Origin of the sequence: Corynebacterium halotolerans YIM 70093 = DSM 44683, assembly GCF_000341345.1 — a bacterium.
Classification (GTDB): domain Bacteria; phylum Actinomycetota; class Actinomycetes; order Mycobacteriales; family Mycobacteriaceae; genus Corynebacterium; species Corynebacterium halotolerans.
Genome location: NC_020302.1, coordinates 2,076,786 through 2,099,658 on the forward strand (window position 1 = coordinate 2,076,786; position 22,873 = coordinate 2,099,658).

Here is a 22,873-nt window from a genome sequence, read left to right on the forward strand (position 1 = left end):
GCGCTGCAGCTGGGTATCGTGGGAGCGGAACCGGGGCCGGGGCGCCCCACCGACGAACGCAGCGGAGAATTGAAACAGTGACGAGCACAGACCCCAGGACCCTCACTCTCGAGCGGGTTCCCGGCGCCGCCCGGGACGCACTCTCCGAGTTCTTCGACGCACGGCGCGGCCAGATCGCCGGCATCGGTGCCCCGGTCACCGACGCCGTGGCGCACCTGGAGTCCTTCGTGCTGGGCGGCGGCAAGCGTATCCGCCCGCTCTACGCCTGGGCCGGCTTCGTCGGCGCCGGCGGCTTCGACCGCACCGGGGAGGAGCCGGCGGCCGTGCTGAAGGCCGCCGCCTCACTGGAGTTCATCCAGGCCTGCGCGCTGGTCCACGACGACATCATCGACTCCTCCGACACCCGCCGCGGCAACCCGACGGTCCACCGCGCCGTCGAGAAGCGGCACGCGGACAACGGCTGGCTCGGCGACGCCGCGCACTTCGGCGAGTCCGTGGCCATCCTCGTCGGCGACCTCGCCCTGGTGTGGGCCGAGGACATGCTGCAGGACTCGGGTCTGTCCGTGGACGCGCTGCGGCGCGCCCGCGAGCCGTGGCGCGCGATGCGCACCGAGGTCATCGGCGGGCAGCTGCTCGACATCTCCCTGGAGGCCGCCGCGGATGAACGGGTCGAGCTGGCCGAATCGGTCAACCGCTTCAAGACCGCCGCCTACACCATCGAACGCCCGCTCCACCTGGGCGCGGCGCTCGCGGGTGCCGACGACGCCCTGATCGAAGCCTTCCGCGGCTACGGCCGTGACATCGGCATGGCCTTCCAGCTGCGCGACGACCAGCTCGGTGTCTACGGCGACCCGGCGGTGACCGGCAAACCCGCCGGCGATGACCTGCGCGAGGGAAAGCGCACCGTCCTGCTCGCCCTGGCACTGCGGCGTGCCGACGAGCGCGACCCGGCCGCCGCCGCGGAACTGCGCCGTGGGGTGGGTGCCACCGGTGACCCGGCCACGCTCGCCCGACTGGCGGAGATCATCCGTTCCACGGGCGCGGTCGAGGAGGTCGAGGAGCGCATCAGCGCGCTAACGACCTCCGGCCTTGCCCACCTGGACGCCGCCGGCACCGCCCCGGAGGTCACCGAGACGCTGCGCGCGCTGGCCGTGCGCGTCACCGAACGCCGCATGTGACTCTCCCCCGCCGCCCCCTCCCCAGCCCGAGACCCCGAGGTTTTCCGCCGTGCACCTGACCGCCGCGATGCTCCCCCGCGCCCTGCCGCTCGGCGTCGTGGGCGCCGTCCTGCTCACGCTCGGCTCCTTCGGTGGCGGCGCCACCCGCAATCGTGGCGGGCTTCTCGAGGCCGCCGGTCTGGACTTCCTCGCCTACGGCCACGGCGGCGGCATCTCGAACGCCGTCTTCTGGGCCGGTCTGCTCTGCCTGCTGGGCGCGTGGGTGCTGCTGGGCCGCGACGTCATCAGGGGGCTGCGTCGTTCGACCGACGACGGTGCGCGCCTGCGGGGGGTGCGCACGGCACTGTGGGCGTGGGTCGTCCCGCTGCTGCTGGCCGCCCCGATGCTCTCGCGGGACGTCTACTCCTATCTGATGCAGGGGGCGATGCTGCGCGACGGCTTCGACCCCTACTCCCAGGGCGCGGCGATCAACCCGGGACCCTACCTGCTGGAGGTCTCGCACGACTGGCGCAACACCACCACCCCCTACGGCCCGCTGCACCTGTGGATCGGCGAGGGTGTGACCCGGCTGGTGGGCGACAACGTCACCGCCGGAGTGCTGCTGTACAAGCTCATCTCCGTGGCGGGTTTCGCGGCGATCGCGTGGGCGGTGCCGCGCATCGCGCAGCGTCTCGGCGGGGATCCCGGCCTGGCGCTGTGGCTGGGCGTGGCCAACCCCGTGATGGTGCTGCACATGGTCGGCGGCATGCACAACGAGTCGGTGATGGTCGGCCTGGTCAGTCTCGGACTGCTGGCCGGCCTGCGCAAGCGCTTCCTCATCGGCGTGGCCCTGATCGCCGTGGCCGTCTCCCTGAAGGCCACCGCCGCGATCGCCCTGCCGTTCGTGGTGTGGATGGCCACCAACCACTACGCGGGTGAGGCCGCCGGGACGGGTCGCCGGGTCACCGCTTTCCTCGTCACCGGCTTCATCGGTGTCGTGGAGACACTCGGCGTCGTCGCGGTGGTCACCTGGGCGTCCGGCTCGTCGTGGGGCTGGCTGTCGGAGATCACCGGCAACTCCAAGGTGATCAACCCGCTGGCGCTGCCGACGCTGCTGACCGACGTATCCACCCCGCTCATCCAGGTGTTCTACGAGGACTTTGACTACAACGTCGCCCTGGCGGTCTTCCGGAGCATCGGCATGGTGGCCATGCTCGTCGGGCTGGTCGTGACGTGGTGGCTGTTCCGGCAGAACGACCGCCGCGCGATCATGGGCATCACCGCCGCCTACCAGGTGGCCTTCGTCTTCAACTCGGTGACGCTGCCGTGGTACTACGCCTCGGTGCTGTCACTGGTGGGCACGTTCCGCCCGCCGGCGTGGGTGCTGCGGGTGGCCACAGGAGCCTCCCTCGTGGTGGCACTGTCGTTCACCGGCAGCGGCAACCACCAGCTCTACAACCTCTGGTGGATGGGCGCGGCCGGCATCGCCGCCTGGCTGCTCACCGAGTTCATCTTCGACGACCGCGCGGAACTGTCCGTGCAGGCGGAGACCCCAGCGGCCCCGGCAACCCCGGAGGCCCCGGCGGACGCCGGGGAGCGCTAGAGCGCCATCGCCTGCGCGCGGCGCAGGACCTCGCGGGCGAGGTGGCCGTGGAGGGCGTCGACGGGGCGGCCGGGCAGGGAGGCGTCCTCGGTGAACAGGTAGTGCAGGATCTCCTCATCGCTGTAGCCGCCGTCGGACAGCAGCGTGATCACACCGGGCACGAACTTGTTGACGGTGTCCTTCTCGCCGAGGAAGGAGGCGGGGATGAGGCGCTGCCCGTCGCGCCGGTAGGCCAGCAGCTTCTTGTCGCTGAGCAGGTCGTGGACGCGGGTGACCACCACCCCCAGGCGGTCGGCGGTCTCCGGCAGGGTCAGCAGCCGCTCATCGGCGAGCAGCTCATCGAGGGTCTTGTCAGTGGAACTCACGGTGAACATTCTACGTGCCGGACCTGCACCACGGGTCCGGCAGGGCGGCTGGCATGCGGGACGAGCGATCGACCATACTAGTGCGCATGGCTCAGCTGACAGTGGGAGACGTCCTCGAGGACCGCTACCGCATCGATCACCCGATCGCGCGGGGTGGCATGTCCACCGTCTACCGCTGCGTGGATCTGCGGCTGGGTCGGGCCGTGGCCGCGAAGGTCATGGACGAGCGCTACATCGACGACCACGTTTTCCGCACCCGCTTCCGCCGCGAGGCGCGGGCGATGGCGCAGCTGACGCACCCGAACCTGGTCAACGTCTACGACTTCGGTTCCGACGGCGACCACCTGTTCCTCGTCATGGAGCTGATCACCGGCGGCACGCTGCGCGAGCTGCTCGCCGAGCGTGGCCCGATGCCCCCGCACGCCGCGGCCGCGGTGATGCGGGCGGTGCTCACCGGCCTGTCGGTGGCTCATCAGGCGGGCATGGTCCACCGCGACCTCAAGCCGGACAACATCCTCATCAACGGCGACAGCCGGGTCAAGCTCGCCGATTTCGGACTGGTGCGGGCCGCGAGCGCGGCCACCCACAGCTCCGACCAGATCGTCGGCACCGTCGCCTACCTCTCCCCCGAGCAGGTCGACGGCACCGAGATCACCCCGGCCTCCGACGTCTACTCCGCCGGTGTGGTCCTGTTCGAACTGCTCACCGGCACCACGCCCTTCTCCGGCGACACCCAGCTCGGCCACGCCTTCGCCCGCCTCAACGACGACGTGCCCGCGCCGAGCACGTGCATCGCCGGTATTCCGCCGCTTTTCGACGCCCTGGTGGCCAGTGCCACCACGCGCGATCCCCGGGAGCGCTTCTCCGACGCCGCGGAGTTCCTCGCCGCCCTGGACGACGTCGCCGGGGAGCTGGCGCTGCCGGCCTTCACTGTGCCGGTGCCGCGCAACTCCGCCGCCCACCGTGCCGCGGCGGTGCCCACCGACACCACCGACATCGTCGGGCCACTCGAGGCCACCGGCATCATCGGCCCGACCGCCGCGGCCCCGGACCCCACCGACGAGACCGCTGTGTTCGGTCCCGTCGGGCCCGCGGACACCCCCTCTCCCTCCGAGACCTCCATCCTGCCCTCCGGACCGCCGGCCCCCTACCCGGATCCGGCGGCCCCGCAGGCTCCCCCGGCGGTGCCTGCCCGGCGCGAGGACACCGGTGACATCGACGGGGACGACGCCGGGGACGCCGACGCCACCGCCCTGTCGGTCGCGGCCCTCAATGACCCGGACCTGCCGGTGGAGCCGAAGCCGGTGACCAACCGCTCGCGGGTGGGGCTGGTCGTGTGGCTGGTGGTCATCGTGGCGCTCACCGCGGCGGTGGCCGTCGGCGCGTGGTGGTTCGGTTCGGGGCGTTACGGGGAGATCCCGCAGGTGCTGGGAATGGACCGCGTGGAGGCCGTCGCCACCGTCGAGGAGGCCGGGTTCACCACCGCCACCCGCATCGTCTACAGCAATGAAGTGCCCTCGGACCAGATCGCCGGCACCGAGCCGCCCATCGGCGACCGCCTGGTGCGCGGCGAGGAGGTCACGGTGCTGGTCTCCCAGGGGCAGCCGACCGTGCCCGACGTGCCCACCGGCGCGGACGTCGAGACGTACCGCTCGCTGGCGGCCGAACGCACCCTGGAGACCGCCACCGGGGAGCAGGTCTACTCGGACAGCGTTCCGCCTGGCGTGATCGCCGAGACGGAGCCGTCGCCGGGTGAGCCCGTCCCGATCGGCTCCACGGTGACGGTGCACGTCTCCCGTGGGCCGCAGCCCATCGACGTGCCGGACGTGGTGGGCATGGACCGCAGCGAGGCGCGTTCCGTCCTCGAGGACGCCGGGCTGGTGGTCGGCTCGGTGACGGAGGAGTTCAGTGACGACGCCCCGGCGGACCAGGTCACCGACGTCAACCCGACGGCCGGCACGTCGCTCGAGCGTGGCTCGGAGGTGGACCTGGTCGTCTCGAACGCGGCGACGGTCCCGGATGTGACCGGCATGAACAGCGACGAGGCCGAGCAGGCGGTCGAGGATGCCGGCTTCGACGTCGACGTCACCCGCGACAACGACGAGACCGGCTCCGCGGCCGACACCGTGGTGAAGGTCTCCCCCGCTCCGGGCACCCACATCGACCCGGCCGAGGTCGGCGACACGGAGGTGGTGCTCACCGTGCCGGGCAGGATCACGGTGCCCTCGGTGACCGGCATGTCGCTGGACGAGGCGGAGCAGACGATCGAGGGGGCGGGGTTGCGCTTCAGCAAGCGCGGGGACGGCGACGGCCAGGTGACAAGCCAGGAGCCGGCGGCCGGCGAGGTGGTCAACGACCGGTCGCGGGTGCGCGTGCGCGCCGAGGGGGACTAGCGCGGCTGCCCTGTTCCCGCAGGTGGGCGCGGGGACTCACTATAAACCGGGTGGCTGAGAAGGCCCGTGTCCGGGCGCTGTTCTAGGGTTCATGTCGAACACCTGATCTAATGACTGTTCCCTGCGAGCCCTTCACCCCGGAGGTGATGTGCCCCTTGCCCGCCCCGACGCCCTCCCCGATATCCACCCCACCCCCGCGGAACCCTTCCGCCTACTACGCGGTGTGTTCCGTGACGGATCCGGTCGCCGTACGTCGGCACCGGCTGCTGCGCGCCGAACACGAGTTGTGGGCCGAGGTGCTGCCCGGTGAGATCGACGTCCTCGACACCGAGAGCGTCGCCACGCTGACCGCCCGCCTGTACCGCTCCACCGGCTACTCCGAGACCTACCTCGTCGACGCGATCCACGCCTACGCCACCCTCGCCGAACTTCCCCGCCTGCGCGCCCTCCAGGACGAACTGTGCCACCTGGATCTCTACCGGCTGCGCATCATCAGCGACACCCTCCTCAAGGCCGACCACGACGATTCCGCGATGATGGCGACGATCGACGAGGCGCTGACCGACTACCTGACCCCGAAACGCGCCAACCAGGTGCTGCCGAACAAACAGGCGCTGCGGCGCAAGATCAACCAGATCCTCAAGTCCCTGGACACCACCATCGCCACCGACGACAAGCCGGCGGACGGCGACGAGGGCACGGACGCGCAGCGCTACGACATGGCCGTCGACCCGGACGGCACCGCGCACCTGCACGCCTCCCTCGACGCGGCGACGGGCACGGCCGTCGACACGCGCGTGCGTGCCCACGCCCAGGCCGTCGGCATGACCCTGCTGGAGGCACTCGTCGATCTGCTCCTCGGCGCGGAGGGCACGAAGGTGGTGCTCAACATGTACAAGGCCGGCGACCGGCCCGACTCCCCGGCCTACGTGCCCGGCGCGGGCCACCTCAGTGAGTGTGAGGAGGAACGGATGATGGCCCGGGTGACCCACACCCGCGACATCGACGCCTACGCCGACGTCGAGGCCGAGGGCTACCAGACCCCGGAGACGATCGCGGCCTACGTCGAGGGTCGCGACGGTGTGTGCCGGTGGCCGGGCTGCGATCGCCCGGCCCCCCGCTGCCAGAAGGACCACCGCATCGACTACGCCGACGGCGGGCCGACCGCCGCGGGAAATCTGGTCTCGCTGTGCCAGCACCACCACAACGAGAAGACCGCCCGTCGGGCGTTCTACCTCCTCGACCCCGAGACGGACGTGGTGTACTGGCTGTTCGACGACCAGTCCTGGGCATGTGACGAGCCGCAGGGTCCGCTGGCCGGACAATCACGCCGCTGGCAGACCACCGTGGGTCAGCGACTGACGGCCAGGCGCAACCGGGCCCGCCGGGAGGCGCAGCTGCGCAAGCGGCAGCGCGAGGAGGCCCGGGGTGAGGGGACCGGGTGGGAGGAGGACGGCCACCCACCATTCTGACCGGTGGGCGCCCCGGCAAAGGCGGGGGACCGCGCCCTCCCCGGTGACGGGGAGGACACGGTCCCGGGCAGGGGGGGTCTGTGTACCGGCGCGGCTAGTTGCGCAGCATCTCCGCGACGAGGAACGCCAGCTCGAGCGACTGCTGGGTGTTCAGGCGCGGGTCGCAGGCGGACTCGTAGCGGCCCGGCAGATCCACGTCGGCGATGTCCTCGGCGCCACCCAGGCACTCGGTGACGTTCTCACCCGTCAGCTCGATGTGGATACCGCCCGGGTGGGTGCCCAGGGCGCGGTGGACCTCGAAGAAGCCCTGCACCTCGTCGATGACCTTGTCGAAGTGGCGGGTCTTGTAGCCGTTGGAGGCGGTGAAGGTGTTGCCGTGCATCGGGTCGGACTGCCAGATCACCTTGTGGCCGGCCTCCTCGACGGCCTGGACGACCGCCGGCAGGACGGTGCGGACCTTGTCGTGGCCCATGCGCGCGACCATGGTCAGGCGGCCCGGCTCACGGTTCGGGTCGAGCTTCCCGGCGTAGGCCACGGCCTCCTCCGGGGTGATCGTCGGGCCGATCTTGATGCCGACCGGGTTGGCGATCAGGGCGGCGAAGTTGACGTGGAAGTCGTCCATGCCGCGGGTGCGCTCACCGATCCACAGTTGGTGGGCGGACTGGTCGTAGAGCTTGAGCTCGCCGTTCTCGTCCTCCCCCAGACGCAGCATGGCGCGCTCGTAGTCGACCAGCAGCGCCTCGTGGGAGGAGAAGATGTCGGAGGTGCGCAGGGTATCGTCGTGGACCCCGCAGGCGTCCATGAAGCGCAGGCCGCGCTCGATCTCGCCCGCGAGCGCCTCGTAGCGGGCGCCCGCCGGGGAGTTGGCGACGAACTCGCGGTTCCACTCGTGCACCCGGTTGAGGTCGGCCGTACCCGAGGCGGTCAGGGCGCGCACGAGGTTCATGGCGGCCGAGGAGTTGGCGTAGGCGCGGATCATGCGGGCCGGGTCGTGGCGGCGGGACTCGGGGGTGGCCGCCACGCCGTTGACGATGTCGCCGCGGTAGTTCGGCAGACCGTTGGCGTCCAGATCGGCCGAGCGCGGCTTGGCGTACTGGCCGGCGATACGCGCCAGCTTGACCACCGGGGTCGACGCGCCGTAGGTCAGCACGACGGCCATCTGGAGCAGGGTCTTGATGTTGGCGCGGATGTGCGGCTCGGTGTTGGACTCGAAGGTCTCGGCGCAGTCACCGCCCTGCAGCAGGAAGGCCCGGCCGTTGGCGACATCGGCGAGCCTGGCCTTGAGCTCGATGATCTCGGGCGCGACGACGATCGGCGGCACCGACTCGAGGAGCTTGCGCACGTACTCCGCCTGGGCGGGGTCCCAGGAGGGCTGCTGCTTGGCGTCGCGGGCGACGGCGTCCTGGAACTGCTCGTTCAGGCCCTGTGGCAGCGGCGGAAGGTCCGGAAGTACTTCTTGGGGGATGTCAATGGTCCAACTCACACCCTATTCATAGCACGTGGGGGGTGCGGGGTCATCAGCTGAACTAGCGGTTGACCTTGTTGGACCGCCCCAGGGGGAGCGCCTCGTGGCACGCGCGGAACTTCGTGAGGTTGTGGCGGGCGTCGACCAGCGCGTCGTGGTTGTCCTCCGGGGCCTTCGGCAGCCCCGGCCGCCCGGCCATCTCCCAGTACTGCTTGAGTTCGCGGGTGTAGCGGGGCATCTCACGGGGCAGTCCCGCCATGTCGCCCCACAGCTGGGCCAGCACCACGTGGTCATAAGCCCCGACCCACGCCCACAGTTCCGGGGCGCGGCGGCCGGCGGTGAGGAATTCGTACACCTCCGAGCGGATCGTGTCCCGGGACTTCCAGACCGCGTCATTCGGGTTCGGCAGCTTGGCGAGGACGTTGTCCCGGACCCAGGCGTTCGCCTTCGAGGAGTCGAAGTCGGTGGACACCGCGTAATACTCCCGGCCGTCCTCGGCCACGATCCCGATGGAGACCAGCTCGATGGTGCGCCCGTCCTCAATGAACTCCGTGTCATAGAAATAGCGCACGCGCCTCACGTCCTTCCCGAATCCGGCGCTCCCCGCGGGATGCAGGGTCGCAGTCCAGCCTAACCCGTGGCGCCATGCTTGCCGACGCCCGCCCCCGCCCTGCAGGGTGGAAGGCCAGCCGGTCCCCGGTATAGTCGGCGTGTGCCCGCAACCTCCCCCACCCCTGACACCGCCCACGCTGACGCCCCGCCCCGCCTGGCCGGCCCCCGCCACCGGGTGGGCACGGCCGTCGCGGTGGTGGCCGCCCTCGCGGCCCTGGTGCCGTGGGTGTTCGACCTCCCGGCACTGTTCAGCGCCGGGAACGACGGGATCCTGCGCTACCACATCGACTTCGACGTCTACCGCGAGGGCGGGCTCGCGTTCCTGGCCGGCGACAATCTCTACACCCGGGACTACCAGGTCCGCGGCATGAACCTGCCGTTCACCTATCCCCCGCTGGCCGCCATCCTGTTCACCCCGCTGGCGTGGGTGCCGCTGGCGGCCGCGGCCGCGCTGTGGACGGTGATCACCGCGGTGCTGTTGTGGTGGTGCCTGGTCATCGTCCTGCGCCGCTGCCTGCCCGGCCTCGCCGCCGCCGACCACCGCGTGCTGGCCACCTGGGTGCTGCCGGTGGCGCTGCTCTTCGAGCCCGTGCGCGAGACCCTCGGGTTCGGGCAGGTCAACGTTCTGCTGATGACGCTGGTGCTGGTGGACACGCTGACCCGGCGCCCCTGGCTGCCGCGGGGCGTGTTCATCGGCCTGGCCGCCGCGATCAAGCTGACCCCGGCGGTGTTCATCCTCTACTTCCTGGTCCGCCGCGACTGGAAGGGCGCGGCCACCACGGTGGGCTCGGCCGTCGCCTTCACGCTCGCCGCCTTCGTGGTCAGCCCGACGAACTCGTGGACCTACTGGCTGGACACGCTCAGCAACACCGGCCGCATCGGCGGGCTGGCCTACACCGCCAACCAGTCCATCCAGGGCATGCTCTTCCGCATCCTGCCCGAGGACGCGGTGGATCCCGTGTGGTTCGGGCTGGTGCTGGTGGCCCTCGCCGGTATCATCGCCGCGATGGTGCGGGTGCACCGGGCCGCGCCCACACCGGTCGACTCCGCGGTCGGGCTCGTGGTGCTCAACTCCCTGGTGGCCCTGGTCTGCTCGCCGGTCTCCTGGTCGCACCACTGGGTGTGGCTCGTTCCCCTGGCGGCCGTCACGGGGGCCGCCGCCTGGGGCGCCACATCCCGCGGGGATCGGCTCGTGGCCCGGCTGGCCGGCGGGGTGTTCGCCCTGACGGTGGCTGCCGCATGGCTGCAGCCCCACTGGAACCTGCCGAACACGCATGACCGGGAACTGGACTGGGCGCTGTGGATGCAGCCGCTGGGCAACACCTATCTCATCATCGCCGTCTTCGCGGTGCTCAGTGTGCTGCTCGTCCCGCGCCTCCTGGTGCCCACCGTCCAGGGCGGGGGCACGGCGTCAACGGCGCGGGTGGCCCACGGCTGGGCCGTGGTGCAGCTGGTGCTCACGGTCCTGCTCGCCGCGGGCTCACTGATTCTCTGGTTCGGCTACCCCACGTCCGGGGGTCTCCTGAGCGAAAACGCCCCTGCCCGTCAGCTCGGGGGATTGCCCTCTCCGACGACGTCCTTGACCTTCTCCACGATCTGGTCCATAGCGGCCTGGCCCATGATACCCTCGTCCGGGTCCGGGGAACTCGGCACCGGGGTGAACTGCAGCTTCTCGGCGTAGGGGGCGTCCCGGCCCATTCCGAAGGCGGCGAGGTTCTCCGCCAGGAACGTGCGTGCCTCGGCGAGGGACTTCCTGCCCCCCAGGAGGTCGACCAGGACGTTGAGGGTGAGCGTGTTCGCGCCCTCGGTGTCGCAGCGCGAACCGATCTGCCCGGCCGTGCGGTTGATGATCACGCTGCCGTCGAAAGCGGCGACCTCGGCCACCTTGGCGGGGTCCACCGGATACTCGACGAACTGGGCGAAGAAATCGGTGTGCGGGGTCGGGAAGTTGTGGACCACCTCGTCGGCGGTCAGTTCCATCTGCGCCCACTGCTCCACGCGGTACCAGAACATCTTCGTGGGCGTCATCTCGTGGGGCGGCCCGTAGTGCCCGATGATGGTCCTACCCAGGCTCTTCGGGGCCTCCGGCCAGTTCTCCAGCTGGGCGAGCGCCTGCTCTTCAGTGATGCCGGTGGACGTGTCGCGTTCCTCGGCCGTCTTGCCGGACTTCTTGATCGACTCCGCGCTCTTCTTGGCGGTCATCATCGCCTTGGCGCGTTCCCTCGTGGACGTCCGAGATTGTCGTCCTTCGAGCCCATGGTTCCTCCTCATCTCGGTGCGGAGATTCGGTGTGGCCGCCCCGCACCGGTTGTCGGCGGGTGTCTCGTGCCCCACTGTAGGTGCGGACCTCCCCGCGCGCCGTGGGAGGAGCGAACGGACGGGGACTTCTCAGACGTCGGAGCCGGGCGCGGTCCCGGTGGTCTCGGTGGTCTCGGCGTTCTCGTCCTTCCGCCGCCGCACGGGCAGGAACAGGACCAGGGCGATCGCGGCCACGATGATCGGGGCCAGCACGCTGCGGTTGAGCTCGAGGGCGGCGACGACGACATAGGCGACGATGAGCAGCGCGACGAGGGCGAGCCTGGTGACGGCAATCCGGTCCATGGTGCGGTGGGTCCTTCCAGTCGGGTGGGGCTGACGGAGAATCCTACGCCTCCGGGGTCACGTCCCCGGTGCCCGGCTCGAGACCGCGGTTCACGGCGGGGTGGGAGCCCAACCGCAGATGGTCGACGTAGTCGCGGGCGCCGGCGTCCAGCTGCGGGCCGGTGGCGGCGGCGTCGGCAGGTGCGCGACGGTCGGCGCCGACGGCGAGCGGCAGGCGCGGGGGCATCAGCGTCCAGCGCAGCCCCGGGATCTTCGTGATGCCCCAGAGGACGAGCGAACCGACCGCGGAGATGACCAGGGCGACGACCATCCAGAAGGCGGTGCCACCCAGGAGGGTGTCCGCGTTCCGGGAGATCTCCAGGTCGGTGGCGCGGATGTTGTAGTGGTAGAGCACCGTCAGCGCGATGGGGTGGCCGAGGTAGATGACGAGGGTGTGGCGGCCGAGGAAACGCAGGGCCCCCGAGACATACGGGATCCTCGCCAGCGCCACCGCCCCGGCGATCGCGATGGGGATCATCAGCAGCTGGACGGCCGTGTTGACCACCAGCCGCAGCTCGGCGTAACCCACGGTCTCGGCGCCCGGCAGCAGCCACGGCAACTCCGGGGTGGAGCGGTCCGCGAAGACCGTCCAGACCGTCAGCAGGGCGAAGCCGGCGAGGTAGGCCGCTGCGGCCGGGAGGAACTTCCGCGGCGACAGGGCGTTTTCGGCGTGCTCGGCGATCTGCGCGCGCAGGTACGCCCCGGCGATGAAGACCGGCAGGTAGAGCACCGCCTTGCCCACCATGTGGTAGTCGCTGTGCAGCGGCAGGAGGAGCACCGGGGCGAAACTGGCGAGCATGCCGGCCCAGGTGGGCAGGCGGCGGATGGCCCACAGGAACAGGTTGAACACCGTCAGGGCGAAGAGGAACCAGTACATGTTGCGTGCCTCGAGCAGATGCTCGAGATAGGTCCCGATGCCCGGCATGGGGGTGCCGTCGAACATCCGGTACTCACGGAACTTGAACCACAGTTCGATGGGCACCCAGATCACGTAGGGAACCAGGAAGAACCACAGGCGCTTGACGAACAGCTCACCCAGCGTGAAGCGGAGGACCTTGACGGAGAAGAATCCGCTGACGAGGAAGAACAGCGGCATCCGCAGCGGGTCGAGGATGTGGTTGACGCCCGCGGCGACGGTCTCCATGCCCTGCGGGACCGCGAGGCTGACATGGAGGAGGACGACGCCGAGGATGGAAACCCCCTTGGCGACGTCCGGCCAGGCCAGACGCGTGCGCGCGGAAGATCCCCGTGTCGTCGCCATGCCCCCGCCTTCCGCCGCCTGAAGTTGTACGGCGGTAACTATAGCGTCCCGGACGGATCCGATCCAATACCCCCGGATCCGGTCGAGGGTACACCCGCCGCCGGGAAGTTGCCCACCGGCCCGGCCACCGCGGGGCGGATCAGGCGCGCGGCCCGGCCCCGGGCGGGTAGCCGTTCCCGGCGGCCAGGGATTCCTTGACCTCGGAGGCGTAGACGTCGATGTAGGGCTGGCCGGCCAGATCGGCGAGGACGTGCATGACGTGGTCGGTCAGCGGGCGCGCCGCCTCCCGGCTGTCGGGGTCGATACCCAGCGAGGTGACGTAGGCGCGGCCGTCAATGGGCTCACCGACCTTCATGCGCACCTTCGCCGGACGGGGAATGACGGTGCCGATCGGATTGGCGTTGCGCGAACCGATCATGGCCACGGGGATGATCTTCTCCCCGGTGGCCAGGGCGATGCGCGCCATGCCGGTGCGCCCCTTGTACACGCGGCCGTCGGGCGAGCGGGTGCCCTCCGGGTAGATGCCGAACACCTCGCCCCGGGCGAAGACCTCCTTCGCCGCGTGGAGGGTGGCGTCCCCGGCCCCCTTCGCGCCACGGTCGACGGGCACCTGTCCGAGGACCCCGAAGAACCACTTCTTCACCGCGCCCGTGACACCCGGGGCGGTGAAGTACTCCTTCTTCGCCGGGAAGGTGATCTGGCGCGGGCACATCAGCGGGAAGAAGAAGGAGTCCATGACGGACTGGTGGGAGGAGGCCACCATCGCCGCCCCCTCGGCCGGGATGTGCTCGACGCCCTCGATCTCGGGGCGGTTGTAGACATGCAGGAACGGGCCGATCAGAATGTGCTTGAAGGCCCAGTACCACTTGTTCTGCATGTCTCGTCCTCGGTCTCGTAGATGTCGATGGTCGCGCCCGGCGCAGTGGAAGATCAGCGGTGCGGGCTCCGGCGGGCCAGATCAGCCACGCCAATCATACCCGCGTCGGCCCCCAGCTCCGCGGTGCCGACGCGCGGGACGGGCCGGTGCCCCGCACCGACCATCCGCGAGGTCATCTGCGCCCGGGTGGTGCCCAGGTAGAGGCCCGCATCGCGGGAGACTCCCCCACCCAGCAGGATCAGCTCGGGGTCGAGCACGTCGGCGACGACCGCCAGCCCCTCCCCCAGCCAGCCGGCGAACTCATCGATCACCGCGAGCGCGAGGGCGTCACCGGCGTGGGCGGCGGCCATGACGTCCCGGCCGGTAACCGACCCGGGGGCCGTGGTCAGCGCGCGGGTCAGCGCGGCGTCGGCGAATCCGCGGGCGTCGACCAGCTCGCGGGCGGTGTCGACGAGCGCGGTGCCCGAGGCGTAGCGCTCAAGGCAGCCCCGCTTACCGCAGGGGCAGGCGCGTCCGCCCGGTACGACGGTCAGATGCCCGAACTCGGGCGCGGTGCCGTACGCCCCGCGGTAGATCTGCCCGTCGACCATCAGGGTCGCGCCGATACCGGTGCCGACGGCGAAGAAGACCCACGTGTCGGCGTCCTGTGCCGCGCCGAAGCGGTACTCACCCCAGGCGGCCGAGTTGGCGTCGTGCTCGAGACGCACCGGCAGGCCGAGACGCCCGGCGAGCCGGGCGCGGACGGGGGCCTCGCGCCACGGCAGGTGCGGGGCGAAGCGCACGCGCTCGCACTCCGGATCGAGGAAACCGGCCACGGCCAGACCCACGGCGGCGACGTCGTGCTCGCGGCGCAGCTCGTCGACGAGCGTGGCGATGCGCGCCTCCAGCTCCTCCGCCGTGTCAGGGGTGGGCACCGACCGGGCGTCGATGATCGTGCCCTCAGGGGTGACGACGCCCGCGCGCAGGTTCGTGCCGCCGATGTCGAAACCGACCGTCGCGGGGGGCGATGTCCGGGACATGGCTGACATGGATGCTGCCTTCGTGGGAGGGGACGGGGGAAAGATATGAACTTTGAGAGTATAGCGGCCCGCTGCGGGACGCTCACACGGCGGAGGTCAGGGAGCGCAGCCGCGCGCCCATGATGTCCCACGTCCAGTGCTGCTCGACGTGCGCGCGACCCGCCGCCCCCATCCGGGCCCGCAGGTCCGGATCAGCGAGCAACCGGTCCAGCGCCGCGGTGAGCTCCCCGCGGTCGCGGCCGTCGACGACGGTGCCCGTGTCCGCGGTGACGGTCTCGGGGGCACCACCCGAGTCGCCGGCCACGACGGGTACTGCGCACGCCTGGGCCTCCAGGTAGACGATGCCGAGGCCCTCGACGTCGAGCCCCTTGCCACGGGTGCGGGCCGGCATGGCGAAGATGTCCGCCGCGGCGAGCAGGGCGACCATGTCCGCGTGCGGGAGCGGACCGGTGAAGACCACCCCCCCGGTCCCGGCCGCCAGCTCGCGCAGGCGGCGTTCGTGACCGCCCCGCCCGACGAGGACGAGCCGGGTGCCCGGGTGCCTCTCGCGCAGGTGCGGCAGGACACGGATGAGCTGGTCCTGACCCTTGCGCGGGACCAGCCGGGAGATGCAGACGATCACCGGCTCCTCCCCCAGCCCGAAGCGTGCACGCGTGGCCGCCCGCTCGCCCGCTCCCGCGGGACGGAAGGTCTGCGTGTCCACCGCCGAGGGCAGATGGACGTAGTCCGGGTGGTCGCCGAAGGCGGGCCGCAGCCGGCGCAGGGTGTAGTCGGAGATGTAGGTGACGGTGTCGGCGGTGTCGCCGATGCGCCGCAGCAGCTGACGCGCGCCGGGCAGCATGGACCAGCCGACCTCGTGGCCGTGGGTGGTGGCGATGATCCTCCGGGCCCCGGCCCCCCGTGCGGCGGGCGCGAGCAGCGCCAGCGGGGCGGCGGCGCCGAACCAGACGGTGTCGACGCCGTGCTCGGCGACGACGCCGGCGACCGCCCGGGCGGTCGCCGGGGTGGGCAGCATGACCCGCCGCGGCCAGCGGATGACCCGGTAGGGCAGGCCTGCATCGTGGCCGCGCGCGGCGTCGGCGTCCTGGGTGGAGGCGAAGACGATCACCTCGGACGGGTCGAGGGTGCCCAGGAAATCACGCAGATACGACTGAATCCCGCCGAGGGTCGGCGGGAAGTCGTTGGTCACCAGCAGGGTCCGGGGCATGGTCACCACTGTATCCGGGCGGGTCAGTAGCGGACCGCTCCGGCCCAGGGCATCGAGTCCACGGAGACCACCTGGACGGGGATGCCGTAGTCGGAGGCGTGGACGAGCTGGCCGTTGCCGATGTACATGCCCACGTGCGTCACACCCGGGTAGTAACCGACGATGTCGCCGGGCTGGAGCTCGGCGCGCGAGACCGGGGTGCCGCCGGCCAGCTGCGCTTGGGAGGTGCGCGGGATGGCCTTGCCCTGCTGCTGGTAGGCCCAGACCATCAGACCCGAGCAGTCGAAGGTGTGTGGGCCGGTCGCGCCCCAGCCGTACGGCGAGCCGAGCTTGCCCAGCGCCGCCCGGACCGCGGCCATGCCGGATTCCGGGCCGGTCACCCCGTCGAGGTCGGCCGGCAGGGGGCCGTTCTTCTCGAGCCAGCGCAGCTGGTCCGCCTCGCTGAGACCGTTGACCCGCTCCTCGATCTGCCGGATGCGCTCCTCCAGATCGTCACGCTCCGCGTCGAGTTCGGCGCGCTTGCGCTCCAGCTCGGACTGCTGGAAGGCGGCCTCGGCGACGGCGCGGGAGGCGTCGGTGTGCGCCTTTCCGGCCAGGGCGGTGGCCTCCGCCAGCTGTACCACGGCCCGTTCGGTGTTGCGCGTCAGCGTCTCCAGGTAGGAGATCCGGTCGATGGCGTTCTGGGGGTTCTCGGCGGCGAGCGCGTTGACCACCGGATCGACGAGCAGCCCGCGGTACTTCGCCCCGGCGACGTCGTCGACCTCGGCCTGGTGGACGTGCTCGGCGGCACGGACCTCCTCCGCGCGGACGCGGGCGGCCTCGGCGTCGTCACGCAGGACGGCGAGATCCGCCAGACCGGCCTCGATGTCGAGCTCGAGTTGCTTGACCTCCTCATTCTTGGCGGAGGCCTCACGGGAGACCTCCTCCATCGTGGCGATGAGGGTGTCGATCTCCTGGGCGTGGACCACCGGGGCGGGGGTCAGCGTCGTGGAGGTGGTCAGCAGGGCGACGCCGAGGGCGGCGGCGACGCCCGCCCGGGTCAGGCGACCCGGCGAACCGAGGGGGAAACGCACGTTCTCTTCTTTCTCACGGGCGGGAGGAATGGAACACATCAACTATAGGGCCACCGGCCGGGAACCGGCGGTGCCCTACGCCGTCCCCGGGCGCGGAAACGACGCACCGCCCGGACCGGCGGGGGCCGGCGGGCGGTGGGACGGAGACTGCGCGGATGCGCGTGATCGGCTAGAAGCGGACCACGGAGTTGATCGGCATGTAGTTGATCGGACGCTCCTGGACGGTGGAGCCGGAGTTCAGCGCGTCGATCATCATGCCGTTGCCGGCGTAGATGGCCACGTGGGAGGCACCGCCGTAGTAGGAGATGATGTCGCCCGGCTGCATGTTGCCGAGGGAGACCGGGGTGCCCTGGGCGGCCTGCGCCTGGGACGTGCGCGGGATGGACTTGCCGACCTGCTGGTAGGCCCAGGAGGTCAGGCCGGAGCAGTCGAAGGCGTTCGGGCCGGTGGCGCCCCAGCCGTAGGGGGAACCGATCTTCGAACGGGCGGCGTCGACGATGGCCTGGCCGGTGGAGGAGCTGGCCGGGGCGACGGCAGGTGCCGGAGCGGGGGCCGCGGCGGCGTTCGGGACCTGGACGTCGGCGGTGTAGGTGGTGGCCTGGGAGGACAGGCCCTGCAGAGCCGGGGCGACCTCCTGGTAGCCCGGGACGTTCTCCAGGCCCGGGACCTCGACGCGGATGTCGGTGTTCGGGATGGCGACCTCGACGGCGCCGGCGACTCCCGGGGTCAGGACGGTGGCTCCGACGGCGACGGCGGAGGCGGCCGCGATGCGGCGGGTGGTCAGGCCCTGACGGCGGTGCTTAGCCACGAATGTTTCTCCAAATCTTCCTGTGTGCCTACCGGGTTAGCTGGCGGGTTGGGAGTACGGAAGCTTCCCTCCCCCGGCCCACGCCGCACGGACCGGTGAGGATCGTGCGGCGCTCTCGCGGAGGATTCACCCCAGATGGTCTGTGGTGGTTCCCCGGCTCCCCGCCCGGCCGTCCCGGAGTGGGTACGGCGTGGGCGGAGATTCGGCTTAGTTTTCAGTTCGGATCATGCGGGCCCGCAGGGGGCTGTTCGCAATGTCTCGATCAGGTTACGAAAACGCAACGAAAATTGTCCAACGGGACGTTCAACGTGTCGCTGTTATCAACCCGTTACTTACCTGATGCGCGACGTTCATCAACTTTCCCCGCCAAAAGAAAAGCGATCTCCGAACAGGAGCGCCCCCAGCATTTCGCCACGGTGACCTGCACCAATAGTGGGGTCACGTCACGCATCCGTACACCGCAGAAAAACCGCCGATAAGAGATGTTTTTCACTGGATCAGATATATGTGACCTTGCTCGCAACGGAAACCGTTTCACCCCTTCCGCCCCGTTATTCACTCTCGTTTCATCACGACGACCAGATCCGGAGCGCCGTTCCCCGCGATGCGACGGGGTGCGGTTACTCAGTAACGCGGTGATGCCGCGGTTGAGTACTCCCAGGTGAGTCCCTACGGGTGGGCAGGCACCGGATTGGCCCGGGGAAGGTGGCGCCTCCGGCGCCCACTGGACAGTTGTGGTGGCGGCGCCGGGTAGTGGCCCCGGGCGACGGTTCCAGAGCGTCAGGAGGCAATGCAGGAGCGCGAGCGGGGACACAGAAACCGGCACCCGGAGAGCGGCGGGAGACGAAAGTTCGGACGGTCTCCTTTCGGCCCCGCGGTCCCCTCCTCCGGGCACTGGGCGTCGCCTCCCCTGCTCTCCTGCCCGGAGCCCCGCCTGAGGCGGCAGCACGGTCGACAGGGCGGCTGCAACGCCGCGAAACCGTTCCTTACAGTAAGGAGCGCTTGTCGACGTCCCTGAAACCGCCGCGTCCCAGGAAAGGCGAAACCCCCGCCTGCCCCGGAGTGGTACCGGGTGGCGAGGGTCGCGCCTGTGAGCGCAGTGCGGGAAAGGGGGCGGACCTTGTTAGTCCAGCCGGCCCTGTTCACGGTCGTTCTCGCGGTTGGCGGCCTGCAGGCTCTCCAGCATGGCCTTCTCCTCGCGTTCGTTGTCGTGCTCGATCTGCTCGGCACGCTCGGCGATGGTGGCGTCGTCCGGGGAGAAGAAGCCGCCGCGGCCCGGGGAGCCGGCGAAGCCGAGCTCGTTCATCTGCTTCGGGACGTGGGCGCCGGCGTACTCCAGCGGGATCGCGTTGCCCTGTGCGTCCACCGGGCCCAGCGGCTGGTGGATCTCCACGAAGGCACCGTTCGGCATCTGCTTGATGACGCCGGTCTCGATACCGTGCTCGAGAACCTCACGGTCGGAGCGCTGCAGACCGACGCAGATGCGGTAGGTGATGAAGTACGCGATCGGCGGCAGGAGCAGCAGGCCGATACGGCCGACCCAGGTCATGGCGTTCAGCGAGATCTGGAAGAAGTGCGCGACGTGGTCGTTACCGCCGGAGACGGTGAGCAGGACGAAGAACACGATGCCCATGGCACCGATGCCGGAACGGACCGGAACGTCACGCGGGCGCTGCAGCAGGTTGTGGTGGGCGTCGTCGCCGGTGAGCTTCTTCTCGATCCAGGGGTAGGCGAACAGGAGCACGACCAGCAGGCCACACAGCAGGGCGACCCAGAAAGCCGACGGGATGGTGTAGTTGCCCAGGTAGAGCTCCCATGCCGGCATGACACGGGCGGCGCCGTCCGTCCAGAGCATGTACCAGTCCGGCTGGGAACCGGCGGAGACCGCCGACGGGTTGTAGGGGCCCAGGTTCCAGATCGCGTTGATGGTGGTCACACCGGACATCAGCGCCAGGGCGCCGGCGGTCAGCAGGCCGAAGCCGATGGACTTGACCGCGAAGACCGGCATGATGCGGATGCCGACGACGTTGTTCTCGGTGCGGCCGGCGCCCGGGAACTGGGTGTGCTTCTGGTACCAGACCAGTGCCAGGTGCGCGGCGATCAGGGCGAGGATGATGCCCGGGATGATCAGCACGTGGGCGATGTAGAAGCGGTCCAGCATCAGGTCGGACGGGAAGTCGCCGCCGAAGATCAGCCAGTGCAGCCAGGTGCCGATGATCGGCAGGCCGACGATGATGGCGGACATGATGCGCAGGCCGACGCCGGAGAGCAGGTCGTCCGGCAGGGAGTAGCCCATGAAGCCCTCGACCATGCCCAGCAGGATCAGGGTGACACCGATGATCCAGTTGGCCTCACGCGGGCGCCGGAAGGCGCCGGTGAAGAAGATGCGCAGCATGTGCACGACCATGGAGGCCATGAACATCAGGGCGGCCCAGTGGTGCATCTGACGCATGAACAGTCCACCACGGACCTCGAAAGAGAGGTCCAGGGCGGTGGCGTAGGCGCGCGACATCTCCACGCCGTTGAGCGGAAGGTAGGCGCCGTCGTAGATCACCTTGGTGATCGACGGGTCGAAGAACAGTGCCAGGTAGACACCGGTCAGCAGCAGGATGATGAAGCTGTACAGCGCGATCTCACCGAGCAGGAAGGACCAGTGCGTCGGGAAGACCTTGTTCAGCTGCGGGCGCAGCAGACCGGAAACGGTGTAACGGGAATCAATGTTGTTGCCCATTTGGGCGAGTTTGTTGCTCATTAGGACCTACGCTCCCAGAATGCCGGGCCGAGGGGCTCAATGAAGTTGCCCCCGGCGACGAGGTAACCCTCTTCATCAACGGTGATCGGCAGCTGCGGCAGAGCACGGGCGGCCGGACCGAAGACCGGCTTGCCGTACTGCAGCGCGTCGAACTGCGACTGGTGGCACGGGCACAGGATGCGGTTGGTCTGCTGCTCGTACAGCGACGTGGGGCAGCCGACGTGCGTGCAGATCTTCGAGTAGGCGTAGTAGTCGCCGTAGTGGAAGTCCTCCTGGCCCTCGCGCTCGATGACACGCTCGGCGTCGGCGGTGCGCAGACGGATCAGCATGACGGCGTTGCGCGGGCCGTGGATGGAGTGCATGTGGTTCTCGTAGACGTCACGCTGCGGATCGTAGAGATCACCGTCGTTGACGTCCTCCGCCGCGAGCGGGAAGACGGTGTCCATGCCGCCGGCGTCCAGATCCTCCGGGCGCACGCGCACGAGACGGGAGACGCCGGCGGTGGTGAAGTGGGTGCCGGTCGGGCCGCTGTGCTCCTCGGCGATGGCGCCGGTGTCCCGGGCCAGATACAGCTTGACGCCGTTCTCATGCAGGGTCCAGCCGGAGGTCCACAGGGTGCCGTCGCCGTGGTAAGTCATCTCGCCGCGCTTCCACGGGTTCTTGACCATGCCGCCCAGCGGGGCGATGACGACCAGACCGGCGAGGACACCGGCCGCACCGAGCAGGCCCTTCATGGCCTTGCGGCGGCCGAGGGTGGAGGTGGTCCACGCGTCGTTCAGCAGTGCGGTGACGGTGCGGCGGTCGACCTCGTCGGACGGGCCGTCGTGACGGCGCTGCACCGAGATCTCCTCCGGGATGATCCGCTGCACGTAGAGCACGCAGGCGAAACCGAGGGCGAGGATGGAGATACCCGAGGTCAGACCCAGCAGCGGGGTGTAGAGGGTGAACATCCCCAGGTTCTCGTCGCCGTGGCCCTGGTACTGCCAGGGCCAGAACAGGTAGACGCCGAGGAAGGCGATGGCGGCGACAATTCCGATGACCAGCCAGATGCTGATGCCGCGGGCGGCACGCTTCTCGGCCGGGTCATTCGGGACCGGGAAGCGCTCCTTGCGGTAGGCGACCGTCACTTCGTCGAGCTCGGTGCCCAGACGCGCGAGGTCGTCGTTGCTCATCGAGTTGAGTTCTTGAGCGGTGTAGTTCTTCTTCACTTCGTTACTCATGAGCGCGATCCAATCCACATAGCTGCACCGGCGAGCACGGTGATGCCGACGATCCAGATGAACATGCCTTCAGCGACCGGGCCCAGTCCGCCGAGGGACCAGCCGCCCGGGCTCGGGGTCTCACCGGCGCTCTTGATGAAGGCGATGATGTCCTTCTTCTCTTCAGCGGAGAGCTGGCGGTCGGCGAACTTCGGCATGTTCTGCGGGCCGGTGAGCATCGCCTGGTAGATCTCCTGCTCATTGGCGGGATCCAGCGGCGGGGCGTACTTACCGGAGGACAGTGAGCCGCCCTGGCCGGTGAAGTTGTGGCAGGAGGCGCAGTTCATGCGGAACAGCTCGGAGCCGCGGGCGACGTCCTCGGGCTGGATCTGGCCGTTGTAGTTGGAGCCGCGGAGCGACTCCATGGCGATGGTGCCGTCCTCGTTGTAGACGAGCTCGGGGCCACCGCCGTTGGCGGCGACGTAGGCCGCGAGGGCCAGGGCCTGCGCCTCGGTGTAGCGCGGGGTCTTGCGCTCGGCCTGGGCGTCGTTCGACATCATCGGCATGCGGCCGGAGTGAACCTGGAAGTAGACGCTGCCCTCGCCCACGCCGATCAGGGACGGGCCACGGTCGGGCACGCCCTGCAGGTTGGCGCCGTGGCAGGTGATGCAGGCGACGTCGTAGAGGTCCTTGCCCTCCTGGATCACGGCCTGGTCGTCCCGCTGCGCGGTGGCGACCTGGGCGTCCGGGGTCAGGGCGGTGGCCAGGACACCGGCGCCGGTGAGGCCCAGAGTCAATGCCAGGGCGCCGGCGCCGGTCCGACGCAGCTTGCGCCGGTTCCGGGCCTTCTTGGCCGAAGCTGTCGACTTCTCGGACTGCTCGGCGTTGTTCGAATTGGTTTCCATCATTTTCCTTTTAGAAAACTCGTGAACGGAAAGTGAAGGGCTGTAGGCCGAGGGATCTCGGCGGA

18 protein-coding genes and 1 riboswitch are annotated in these 22,873 nt (G+C 69.9%); of the genes, 5 read left to right on the forward strand and 13 right to left on the reverse strand.

Annotated features, from left to right (window positions below):
- The first annotated feature begins 77 nt into the window (after window positions 1-77).
- Together A605_RS09645 and A605_RS09650 are read left to right on the forward strand one after the other, a co-directional pair.
- Window positions 78-1,178 (forward strand): polyprenyl synthetase family protein, encoded by a 1,101-nt coding sequence (locus A605_RS09645; RefSeq protein WP_015401326.1) that lies wholly within the window; start codon window positions 78-80, stop codon window positions 1,176-1,178.
- Between the two features lie 67 nt (window positions 1,179-1,245).
- Window positions 1,246-2,760, forward strand: a complete 1,515-nt coding sequence (locus A605_RS09650) for an alpha-(1->6)-mannopyranosyltransferase A (RefSeq protein ID WP_034990219.1) — start codon at window positions 1,246-1,248, stop codon at window positions 2,758-2,760.
- Here the strand turns inward: A605_RS09650 and A605_RS09655 are convergent.
- Window positions 2,757-3,134 carry an Rv2175c family DNA-binding protein gene (locus A605_RS09655; RefSeq protein ID WP_015401328.1) on the reverse strand — a complete coding sequence of 126 codons (378 nt, stop codon included), beginning with the start codon at window positions 3,132-3,134 and terminating at the stop codon, window positions 2,757-2,759. The two genes, A605_RS09650 and A605_RS09655, sit on opposite strands and share 4 nt — an antisense overlap.
- 77 nt (window positions 3,135-3,211) lie before the next feature.
- Here A605_RS09655 and pknB point away from each other — a divergent pair, with 77 nt between their 5' ends.
- Both pknB and A605_RS09665 read left to right on the forward strand, forming a co-directional pair.
- Window positions 3,212-5,518, forward strand: a complete 2,307-nt coding sequence (gene pknB / locus A605_RS09660; protein ID WP_015401329.1) for a Stk1 family PASTA domain-containing Ser/Thr kinase — start codon at window positions 3,212-3,214, stop codon at window positions 5,516-5,518.
- A 230-nt stretch (window positions 5,519-5,748) separates the two neighbouring features.
- A complete protein-coding gene (locus A605_RS09665) occupies window positions 5,749-6,990 on the forward strand; it encodes an HNH endonuclease signature motif containing protein (RefSeq protein WP_027004082.1) in 1,242 nt (413 codons plus the stop codon).
- A gap of 94 nt (window positions 6,991-7,084) precedes the next feature.
- Here the strand turns inward: A605_RS09665 and A605_RS09670 are convergent, their stop codons facing one another.
- Together A605_RS09670 and A605_RS09675 are read right to left on the reverse strand one after the other, a co-directional pair.
- Window positions 7,085-8,473: a class II 3-deoxy-7-phosphoheptulonate synthase gene (locus tag A605_RS09670; RefSeq protein WP_015401331.1), complete on the reverse strand. Its 1,389-nt coding sequence runs from the start codon at window positions 8,471-8,473 to the stop codon at window positions 7,085-7,087.
- 43 nt (window positions 8,474-8,516) lie between these two features.
- On the reverse strand, window positions 8,517-9,026 hold the full coding sequence (locus A605_RS09675) for a polyadenylate-specific 3'-exoribonuclease AS (protein WP_015401332.1): 510 nt from the start codon (window positions 9,024-9,026) through the stop codon (window positions 8,517-8,519).
- A 141-nt stretch (window positions 9,027-9,167) separates the two neighbouring features.
- On the opposite strand from A605_RS09675, the gene A605_RS09680 reads away from it, so the two are divergent.
- Entirely contained in the window at window positions 9,168-10,748 is a 1,581-nt protein-coding gene (locus A605_RS09680; protein WP_015401333.1) for a glycosyltransferase 87 family protein, read from the forward strand.
- 707 nt (window positions 10,749-11,455) lie between these two features.
- Here the strand turns inward: A605_RS09680 and A605_RS09690 are convergent.
- The 10 genes from A605_RS09690 to qcrC all read right to left on the reverse strand — a co-directional run bounded on the left by A605_RS09690 (window position 11,456) and on the right by qcrC (window position 22,811).
- Window positions 11,456-11,668 (reverse strand): hypothetical protein, encoded by a 213-nt coding sequence (locus A605_RS09690; protein ID WP_015401335.1) that lies wholly within the window; start codon window positions 11,666-11,668, stop codon window positions 11,456-11,458.
- Between the two features lie 43 nt (window positions 11,669-11,711).
- Window positions 11,712-12,968: an acyltransferase family protein gene (locus A605_RS09695; protein ID WP_015401336.1), complete on the reverse strand. Its 1,257-nt coding sequence runs from the start codon at window positions 12,966-12,968 to the stop codon at window positions 11,712-11,714.
- Between the two features lie 139 nt (window positions 12,969-13,107).
- On the reverse strand, window positions 13,108-13,845 hold the full coding sequence (locus A605_RS09700; protein ID WP_015401337.1) for a lysophospholipid acyltransferase family protein: 738 nt from the start codon (window positions 13,843-13,845) through the stop codon (window positions 13,108-13,110).
- Window positions 13,846-13,898: 53 nt separating this feature from the next.
- Window positions 13,899-14,864: an ROK family protein gene (locus A605_RS09705; protein ID WP_015401338.1), complete on the reverse strand. Its 966-nt coding sequence runs from the start codon at window positions 14,862-14,864 to the stop codon at window positions 13,899-13,901.
- Between the two features lie 82 nt (window positions 14,865-14,946).
- Complete coding sequence (locus A605_RS09710) at window positions 14,947-16,071, reverse strand: glycosyltransferase family 4 protein (protein WP_027004080.1); 1,125 nt, start codon at window positions 16,069-16,071, stop codon at window positions 14,947-14,949.
- A gap of 23 nt (window positions 16,072-16,094) precedes the next feature.
- On the reverse strand, window positions 16,095-17,144 hold the full coding sequence (locus A605_RS09715) for a C40 family peptidase (RefSeq protein ID WP_015401340.1): 1,050 nt from the start codon (window positions 17,142-17,144) through the stop codon (window positions 16,095-16,097).
- Between the two features lie 169 nt (window positions 17,145-17,313).
- Window positions 17,314-17,952, reverse strand: a complete 639-nt coding sequence (locus A605_RS09720) for a C40 family peptidase (protein WP_015401341.1) — start codon at window positions 17,950-17,952, stop codon at window positions 17,314-17,316.
- Between the two features lie 11 nt (window positions 17,953-17,963).
- Window positions 17,964-18,169, reverse strand: a riboswitch (cyclic di-AMP (ydaO/yuaA leader).
- A 906-nt stretch (window positions 18,170-19,075) separates the two neighbouring features.
- Complete coding sequence (gene qcrB / locus A605_RS09725; RefSeq protein ID WP_027004078.1) at window positions 19,076-20,704, reverse strand: cytochrome bc1 complex cytochrome b subunit; 1,629 nt, start codon at window positions 20,702-20,704, stop codon at window positions 19,076-19,078.
- Window positions 20,704-21,924 carry a cytochrome bc1 complex Rieske iron-sulfur subunit gene (gene qcrA / locus A605_RS09730; protein ID WP_027004077.1) on the reverse strand — a complete coding sequence of 407 codons (1,221 nt, stop codon included), beginning with the start codon at window positions 21,922-21,924 and terminating at the stop codon, window positions 20,704-20,706. The genes qcrB and qcrA overlap by 1 nt, the downstream gene beginning before the upstream one ends.
- On the reverse strand, window positions 21,921-22,811 hold the full coding sequence (gene qcrC, locus A605_RS09735; protein WP_149029413.1) for a cytochrome bc1 complex diheme cytochrome c subunit: 891 nt from the start codon (window positions 22,809-22,811) through the stop codon (window positions 21,921-21,923). The genes qcrA and qcrC overlap by 4 nt, the downstream gene beginning before the upstream one ends.
- Between the last annotated feature and the right edge of the window lie 62 nt (window positions 22,812-22,873).